At 35.5% G+C, this 8,568-nt stretch carries 7 protein-coding genes; 5 read left to right on the top strand and 2 right to left on the bottom strand.

What is annotated here, in order from left to right:
• From B9J78_01630 to B9J78_01610, 5 genes are all read left to right on the top strand, one after another.
• Positions 1-619: hypothetical protein (locus B9J78_01630; protein MBA2123633.1), on the top strand; the 619-nt coding region annotated here is incomplete at its 5' end.
• A gap of 74 nt (positions 620-693) precedes the next feature.
• A complete protein-coding gene (locus B9J78_01625) occupies positions 694-2,409 on the top strand; it encodes a threonine--tRNA ligase (protein ID MBA2123632.1) in 1,716 nt (571 codons plus the stop codon).
• A gap of 26 nt (positions 2,410-2,435) precedes the next feature.
• Positions 2,436-2,789, top strand: a complete 354-nt coding sequence (locus tag B9J78_01620) for an aspartate 1-decarboxylase (protein MBA2123631.1) — start codon at positions 2,436-2,438, stop codon at positions 2,787-2,789.
• On the top strand, positions 2,786-3,757 hold the full coding sequence (locus B9J78_01615) for a quinolinate synthase (GenBank protein MBA2123630.1): 972 nt from the start codon (positions 2,786-2,788) through the stop codon (positions 3,755-3,757). Before B9J78_01620 ends, B9J78_01615 begins: the two co-directional genes overlap by 4 nt.
• Before the next feature lie 10 nt (positions 3,758-3,767).
• The gene (locus B9J78_01610) at positions 3,768-5,141 is read left to right on the top strand and encodes a glutamate synthase (NADPH), homotetrameric (protein ID MBA2123629.1); all 1,374 of its coding nucleotides are present in this window, start codon (positions 3,768-3,770) and stop codon (positions 5,139-5,141) included.
• A gap of 174 nt (positions 5,142-5,315) precedes the next feature.
• Here B9J78_01610 and B9J78_01605 read toward each other — a convergent pair whose 3' ends face one another.
• On the bottom strand, positions 5,316-6,662 hold the full coding sequence (locus tag B9J78_01605; GenBank protein MBA2123628.1) for a hypothetical protein: 1,347 nt from the start codon (positions 6,660-6,662) through the stop codon (positions 5,316-5,318).
• Positions 6,662-8,290 carry a hypothetical protein gene (locus B9J78_01600; protein MBA2123627.1) on the bottom strand — a complete coding sequence of 543 codons (1,629 nt, stop codon included), beginning with the start codon at positions 8,288-8,290 and terminating at the stop codon, positions 6,662-6,664. Before B9J78_01600 ends, B9J78_01605 begins: the two co-directional genes overlap by 1 nt.
• Positions 8,291-8,568: the final 278 nt, after the last annotated feature.

Raw genomic sequence — 8,568 nt, 5'->3', positions numbered from 1 at the left:
ATGGGAAGAAATTGTCCAGATTGTTTTGAGTGATAAAAATTCTCGGCATTTTGTTAATGTTATAGACAAAGCAAAAGAAAAATATCAAGCGGAAGTGGTAAAAAGAGAAAGTGAAATGGTTAATGTGGAAAATTGGAATATTCCAGAATCTTTACCTTACGGCAGAGAATATTCTGCGGTCAGTGTCAAAAAATCAATAATGCAGCCATTTTTCAGCGACGGGAAATGGAAATCGGAGGCGGCTTTTATTGATTTTTTGGAAAAATCGGAAAGGGTTGAATGGTGGTTTAAAAATGGCGATAGGGACGCAACATTTTTTGCCGTTCGTTATGATAACGGAGAGGAAAAACCTTTTTATGTTGATTTTATTGTGAAATTGAAAGATGACCGAATTGGGCTTTTTGATACTAAAGCCGGATTTACCAAACAAGTCGCCGGACCAAAAATTGATGGGTTGTATAAATATATTCAAGCCGAGAGCAAAAAAGGCAAAAAATGTTTTGGCGGAATAGTCGCTAACACCGAACGAAATTATCGCGGACGATGGGTTTATTTTGATAGAACAAGCAAGGATTTTAAGGATAACTTTTTTGAAAACTGGGCTGATTTGATATTATAATAAAAAATCTGTTGGCTTACCTGCGAAGCGGGTGCAGGAAATTAGAAAATTATGGTAAAAAAAGGTATGGGGAAATGGATATCCAAGCATTAAGACATTCTACATCTCATATACTTGCACAGGCAGTGAAAGAACTTTTTCCAGAAGTTCTTCTTGGGATAGGACCTTCTACTGATGAAGGGTTTTATTATGATTTTGATGTTAAAAAACCTTTTATACCTGAAGAAATAAAGATAATTGAACAAAAAATGAAAGAAATTATAGAAAAGAATATCCCAATTGTAAGAGAAGAAATTCCTCGCCGGAAGGCTATAAAATTATTTGAAAAATTGAATGAAAAATACAAATTAGAACTGCTTAAAAGCATAGAAGACGAAAGTATTTCCATATACAGGCAGGGAAACTTTGTTGACCTGTGTAGAGGACCCCACTTAAATTCTACCGGAGAGGCGAAGGTATTTAAGTTATTAAGTATTGCAGGAGCATACTGGAGAGGAAATGAAAAAAATCCAATGCTGCAGAGAATATATGGAACAGCATTTTTTACCATAAAAGAGCTTAATTCATATCTTTTCACAATAGAAGAGGCTAAAAAAAGGGACCATAGAAGGTTGGGTAAAGATTTAGAACTTTTTAGTATTGAAGAAGAAGCAGGACCAGGTCTTGTTCTATGGCATCCTAAAGGAGCAAAGGTAAGAAATGTACTGGAAAATTACTGGAGAGAAGAACATATAAAAAATGGTTACGAGCTTGTTTATACACCTCACATAGCGAAACTTTCATTATGGGAGACAAGTGGCCATACCGGATTTTTTCAAGGCAATATGTTTGCACCAATGGATGTGGAAGGCAATCTGTATCAGTTAAAACCTATGAATTGTCCCTTCCATCTTTTGATATATAAATCAAAGATAAGAAGTTACAGAGAACTTCCGATAAGATGGGCTGAACTTGGCACAGTATATCGTTATGAGGATTCAGGTGTTCTTCACGGATTGATGCGTGTAAGAGGTTTTACACAGGACGATGCGCATATTATATGCGACCCTAAACAGTTAGATGAGGAGATTCAGAGGGTATTTAATTTTTGTTTGAACTTTCTTAAAGAGTTAGGTTTTGATAAATACGATATATGTCTTTCTACAAGACCTGAAAAATTTGTAGGAACACTTAAAGGCTGGGAAAAAGCAACAAATGCGTTGAAAACCGCACTTGAAAAAAAAGAAATTTTATTCAGTATAGACGAAGGTGGAGGTGTTTTTTATGGTCCCAAGATAGATATAAAAATAAAAGACTCTCTTAACAGGGCCTGGCAGTGTAGCACAATCCAGGTTGATTTAGCCGAGCCCGAAAGGTTTGATATAAACTATGCATCTGCTGATGGAAAAACACAAAGGCCCATTATGATACACAGGGCATTGTTAGGCTCTTTTGAAAGATTTTTTGGAATTTTGATAGAACATTATGCAGGTTCATTCCCGGTATGGCTTGCACCTGTGCAGATTATTTTGCTCCCTATAACACAGGCGCAGAAACAGTATGCAGATACAATAAAACAGGATATGTTGAAATCAAGTATTCGCGTGGAATTAGACGATACAAGTCAGCCTCTTACAAAAAGAATAAGAGATGCATCAGTTCAGAAGATACCTTATATTGTGATAATGGGGGCAAAAGAAGTAGAAGATAAAACGGTTTCGGTAAGGGTTCACGGCAAGGGCGATGTCGGAAAATTTTTGGTTCCAGAATTTATTGATATAATAAACAGACAGATAGCGGAAAAAAAGTGAGCAGATTATAAAGCAGAGGAGCTATTATGTTAAGATGGATGTGTAAATCAAAGATACATCGGGCAACCGTTACAGATAAGAACCTTAATTATACAGGCTCTCTTACGCTTGACCCTGTTTTAATGGAAAAGGCAGATATTTTTCCAAATGAGATTGTTCAGATAATAAACTTAAACACGGGTTTAAGGATAGAAACATATATTATAGAAGGAGAAAGAAACAGCGGCAGTGTTTGTATGAACGGTGGCGCAGCAAGATGGGCAGAGGTTGGGGACTTACTTATAATAATATCAAGTGCTCTTGTAGATGATAAAGAAGCAAAGTCCTATAAACCAAAGGTTGTAATTGTAGATCAGAATAATAGGATAAAAAATATATGAACAGTGAGATTAAGAATGATATAGTTTATATTGAACAACTTAAAAAGAAAATAAATGAGCTTAAAAAAAAAAGAAATGCCGTTATAATAGTTCATAATTATCAAAGAGAAGAGGTTCAGGATATTGCCGATATCAGCGGGGATAGCCTTGAACTTAGCAAGGCTGCTATTAGAACAGATGCAGATGCGATTGTATTCTGTGGGGTTAACTTTATGGCAGAGACCGCATCTATTTTAAATCCTAAAAGGGTGGTTCTTCTTCCTGTAAAAGAAGCAGGGTGTCCTCTGGCAGATATGGTAACCGTTGAGAAACTTAAAAATTATAGACAACAATATCCAGATGCAGCAGTTGCATGCTATGTTAACTCTTCTGCAAGGGTAAAAGCAGAAAGCGATATATGTTGCACATCCAGCAACGCAATTGAAGTTGTGAGGTCATTAAAGGAGGAAAAAATAATATTTATTCCCGATAGGAATCTTGGAAGATATGTTCAAGCACAGGTTCCAGAAAAACAGATAATACTGTGGAAAGGGTTTTGCCCTACGCATATAAGAGTACAGGAAGATGATATAGTTGAAATGAAGAAGGTCCATCCCGGTGCTGAGGTTGTTGTGCATCCGGAATGTTCGCCTCAGGTAACTATCCTTGCTGACCATATATGTTCAACAGGTGGTATGTTTAAATATGTTAAAGTATCAAACAGTAAAAAATTTATTATAGGTACCGAGATAGGCATGCTTTATCGTTTGAAAAAGGAAAATCCTGATAAGGAATTTTTTGTTGCAACAGAAAATCTCTTGTGTCCAAGTATGAAACTTATAACATTAGGATGGATTGCCCATTCACTTGAATATATGGTGTATGAGGTGAAAGTTCCAGAAGATATAAGAATTAAAGCGCTTCGTTCACTTCAAAAGATGCTTGAGGTATCAGGTGGTCCTCATATGAGTGCAGTGGTAGGGTATTAGGATACTTGGTATGGAGGGGATTCAAATCAGGAAACAAGAAGCAGACAGGCGTATAAAAAACTTTGAAGAAGTTGCGCTTGGGTACTCGGTAGAAGATGCAATAAAGGAAGCAAAAAGATGTCTTAATTGTCCAAAGCCTAAATGTGTAGAAGGATGTCCTGTATTTATAGATATTCCGTCTTTTATTCAATTGATAAAAGAAGGAAAATTTAAAGAAGCTTTAGATAAAATAAGAGAAAAGAATAACCTTCCTGCAGCGTGCGGAAGGGTGTGTCCGCAGGAGACCCAGTGTGAGGCTCTTTGTGTGCTGGCCAAGAAAAGCGAACCCATTGATATAGGAACCTTAGAGCGTGCAGCAGCAGATTATGGAGAAGAAAACAGTGAAGATGTCCAAAATCAAGGGGAAAAAAATAATATAAAGATTGGAATAATCGGCTCAGGTCCTGCAGGGCTTACCTGCGCGGCAGACCTTGCAAAAATGGGTTATAATGTTACAATTTTTGAGTCTCTTCACAAAGTAGGAGGAGTTCTTCAGTATGGTATACCTGAATTCAGATTGCCTAAGGCAATTGTGGAGAAAGAGGTAGACTATGTCCAAAGTTTGGGTGTCCAAATAGAGGTCAATGTTATTGTAGGGAAAACTGTTAGTATTGAAGAGTTAAGAAAAGAGGGTTTTAAGGCATTTTTTATAGGAGCAGGAGCAGGGCTTCCGTATTTTTTAGGTGTAGAGGGCGAAAATTTAAATGGTGTATATTCTGCAAATGAATTTCTTACCCGAGTTAATCTTATGAAAGCCTACAAATTCCCTGAATATGATACACCGGTTGAAATAGGGGAAAAGGTTGCAGTTATAGGTGGAGGGAATGTTGCAGTAGACAGCGCAAGGTCTGCCTTACGGTTGGGTGCAAAACAGGTCGCAATAGTCTACAGAAGAGGAGATGAAGAGCTTCCTGCAAGGAAAGAAGAAGTGGCTAATGCAAAAGAAGAGGGGATTAAATTTATATTTTTAACAAACCCTGTTAAATTTACAGGGAGCGAAAAAGGTACTATAAAGTCTATGCTATGCATCAAGAATAGACTTGGAGAACCGGATTCAAGTGGAAGGAGAAGGCCTGTCCCTGTAAAAGATTCTGAGTTTGAATTGCCTGTTGACCTGGCGATTGTTGCAATAGGGCAGGGGCCAAATCCGCTTCTTTTAGAAACAATAGAAGGATTGAAACTTAACAAGAATGGTTATATAGAAACAGATTCTGACCAGCGGTCATCTGTTATGGACATATTTGCAGGCGGAGATATTGTTACAGGTGCCGCAACAGTTATTGAGGCAATGGGTGCGGGTAAAAAAGCGGCATTATCCATACATAAATATATTTGTCAGTTGTAGTATCTTTGAGCAATGGATTTTAGTTTAAGGTTTCAAGGTTTAAGCAGGATAGAGATGTCTTACCCTGTGTAGAAGTTTTTTATCTCTAATGGGGTTGATACCTTTTTAGTAAAATATCTGCACATTTGTTATTGGGTGTCAACAGGATAATTATATAATAACAGATAATATTTTTTACTTTTCTTTTGGAGATATTTTACCGCCCCAGAAACTCAAGGGCAGGGTTGTATCAGAGGCAAGGAAGAACATCTTTTTTTGCCGCGGGTGGAAAAGACTTACATTGTTATATTTTTTTGCAATATAAGAAGAATATCCCCTATACATTATGTAGCCATCTGTCAGGGCTATGAATACTCCACCTGTATACCCTGGTAGGTTTATTCTTGTTTTTTTATTTTTTCCCATATTATGAATATATGGTTTATTATCTGTCCCACAAAATAAAATATGTTGATAATCTTTTGACCAGAGCGGATACCTACCCTCAAAAAGTATTTCTGATTTTTTTGCAAAAAATCTTACTGTTCTTATTCTGTTCTGCAGGTCTACAAATGTAATCTGTTCTTTCTCAGGCCCAAAATAAAGTCCCTGCAGTGAAACAGGTTTTCCATATACCTTTAATTTTTTTCCGCCTGTTCCTCTTCTTATTACATATATTATGCCTTTTTTTGAAGTCTCATCTGCCTGGATAAATGCAATGCTTTCTTTATCATCAGATAATCTTGGGTAAAATATCCTTTCGTTATTTTTTGAATGATGTACCGAAAGAACATATGAGTTTATAATATCTATGTATGCAATAGAATCATAATACTGCGAACGGATAACCGCAAGCATTATTCCATCATCTGAAAGATACAGGTCGGTTATTGACCATTTCTTTTCAATCTCTTTTGAAAACACTTTTTTAAAGTTTTCAATAATTGACTGTTTTTGTATTAAATCAGGATTTTGTGTCAATACAATAAGATGAGGCTCATCAGCAATGTTTAATCCTCTGTCTTTTAATGATAAAAATCTAAAATCCAGGCCCTTTTTTTGTTTATCAGTTGAATGTATAATTATTTTGTTTAAATCCAAAGTTATAGACGACTGATGATATTTTGGGGAAAGCACATACAAAAATATCAGGAATAAGATACCACAGATAATACAAAAAACGGGCTGGGTTTTTATTGATATCTGCAAAGCATATAACCATTTTTGCCTTACAGGTTTTGCAGAAGGAAATAACAATAAAATTGCAGGTGTGCTTAAAAAGACAAGAAGCGGGACACACACTACAAGTCCTGCAACAGACCAGGCCTCATAGTATTTATATTCCATTATTCCTTGCGGTATTGCCGATAATACGAGAAATGTTAATAAATACCCTGAATAGTTAACAAGGGCGGTTCTTAAAAATAAATTTGGAAAGGGGAATTTTATTGTTTTTTTAAGCCATAGAGTTTGTATTGTGGAGATGGGTAAAACAAGATATGTTAAAATAAAAAATATGCCAGAATTTATTGCAGAATACATTATCTTACCCTGTTTTTAATGAGGCTGAGAAAATTTTTTAATTCGTCTTCCTCAGATATTTCAATCCAGATACATTTTCTTTTTCTGTTAAGGATTGCTTGTATATCGCCTATTGCCTGGGCACTTTGAAGTTTTTTAAATGTATAAGAAGAAGATGGAATTTTGCAGTCTGTCTTACTTTTTGTAGTTATAAATATGAATCTTGAGTCTTTTGGTCCTCCTTTGAATATCTGGCCTGTTGAATGAAGATATCTTGGACCTATTCCTACTATGGTTGCAACGGCATAACTTTTAGATATTGCCTGTCTTATCTTTTGGACATAGTTTTTAAAGGCATACTGTTGGGGCTCTCCATAAAATAATATTGCAACATATTCAGGCGGTTTTAAATCTTTTAGAAATTCTTTTATCTGGGCTTCATCCAGTTTTAGTAATGGTTTGTGCAGTGCTTTCATTTGTTTGGGATTTTCAAGAAGCATCTTTGTATTTTCCTTGCTCTCTTGGACATTAGGTTCGTCAAAGGGATTTATGTTCATTACCGAGGCACATACTGCTGTTGCGATTTCCCAGCCCATGATGTCACTTCCTATGTTTTTTATGTCTTTTGTCTGAATTTCTATAACCGGTTTTTTTTGTTGGACAAGGTTTTTAATTAAGTCTTTTGTTCTCATACAAGACTTTCCGCACTTTAAGTATACGAACAGCCTATCATCTGAATATGTTTTCATAACAGGCTCATCAGTAATCGGAAGTACACCTTTTCCTTCTTTTCCTGTACTTTCTGCAATAAGTTGTTCAAGCCATAAACCAAAATGTTTTATTTTGGGGTCTGTTATAATCGTAATCTTGTTTTTTCCTTTTGTTGCAAAAAGTCCGATACAGATTCCTAATCCAAAAGGTGTGTATAGCGGCTCTTTTTTGCTTTTCTCTAATAAATTTGTTGCATCATCAAGCATTTTCTTAATATCAATACCAGCAAGTGCGGCTGGAACAAGCCCAAAAAATGAAAGTGCCGAGTACCTGCCTCCTATATCAGATGGGTTTATAAATATCTTGCAAAAACCAATCCTTTGTGCATCTTTTTCAAGAGGTGTGCCCTGGTCAGTTATTGCACAAAAATTTTTAAATCCACATCTGGTTATAAATGAAATTTTTTTATAAAAATACTTAAAATAAGAGAGCGCTTCAATGGTTGTCCCTGATTTGCTTGCTACAACAAAGAGTGTATGTCTTAAATCAACGGATTTTTCTATATTCAGTATGGTTTCAGGGTCGGTTGAATCAAGAACATAAAGACGGGGGAAAGATTTTTTGTGAGGGTAAGTTTTTCTTAATACTTCTGAACACAAGATTGAGCCTCCCATACCGAGAAGCACAATATCTTTAAACCCGCCTGCTTTTATTTCTTTTACAAAACCTGTTATCTCCTGTATCCTGCTTTTAAATTCTTCGGGAGCATTAAGCCATCCTAATCTGTTTTCTATAATTTTTTTATGTTCAGGCTCTGTTTTCCACAATGTAGGGTCTTTATCAAAAAATTTTTGTGTATCACCCTTTGCTTTCCATTGCTCCACTAAATACTTAAATTCATCCTGGTACTTTAAAAAATTATATTTTATATCCTCCATTCTCTCCTCCTGAATATATTTTCATTTTATCAAAATATTTATAAAAAGCAATGAGAAAGCATTTTAAGTTCTTTTTATTTGTTTTATATTTGATATTCTATAGCCACTGAAAAAGTTAAGATACATATGCAACATTGAAGGTCAGGGTTTTTTCTGGTTCTTGGTTAATTTATTTACATAAATTAAGTAATAATCGAAGACTGAAAGAAACAGTAATCACCATAGAAAGAATAAGATAGGCTATTTTATACAATTACACCCAATTTATAGTAGAATAA

It is taken from the genome of bacterium Unc6 (assembly GCA_013626165.1).
Taxonomy (GTDB): domain Bacteria; phylum Omnitrophota; class Gorgyraeia; order Velesiimonadales; family Velesiimonadaceae; genus Velesiimonas; species Velesiimonas alkalicola.
The sequence above is the reverse complement of the archived record's forward strand: the minus strand, read 5'-3'. Positions and strand labels throughout refer to the sequence as shown.

Excerpts from the sequence above, each read along its gene's own strand:
- B9J78_01625 (MBA2123632.1), top strand. The coding sequence starts at position 694 with ATGGATATCCAAGCATTAAGACATTCTACATCTCATATACTTGCACAG.
- B9J78_01620 (MBA2123631.1), top strand. The coding sequence starts at position 2,436 with ATGTTAAGATGGATGTGTAAATCAAAGATACATCGGGCAACCGTTACA.
- B9J78_01615 (MBA2123630.1), top strand. The coding sequence starts at position 2,786 with ATGAACAGTGAGATTAAGAATGATATAGTTTATATTGAACAACTTAAA.
- B9J78_01610 (MBA2123629.1), top strand. The coding sequence starts at position 3,768 with ATGGAGGGGATTCAAATCAGGAAACAAGAAGCAGACAGGCGTATAAAA.
- B9J78_01605 (MBA2123628.1), bottom strand. The coding sequence starts at position 6,662 with ATGTATTCTGCAATAAATTCTGGCATATTTTTTATTTTAACATATCTT.
- B9J78_01600 (MBA2123627.1), bottom strand. The coding sequence starts at position 8,290 with ATGGAGGATATAAAATATAATTTTTTAAAGTACCAGGATGAATTTAAG.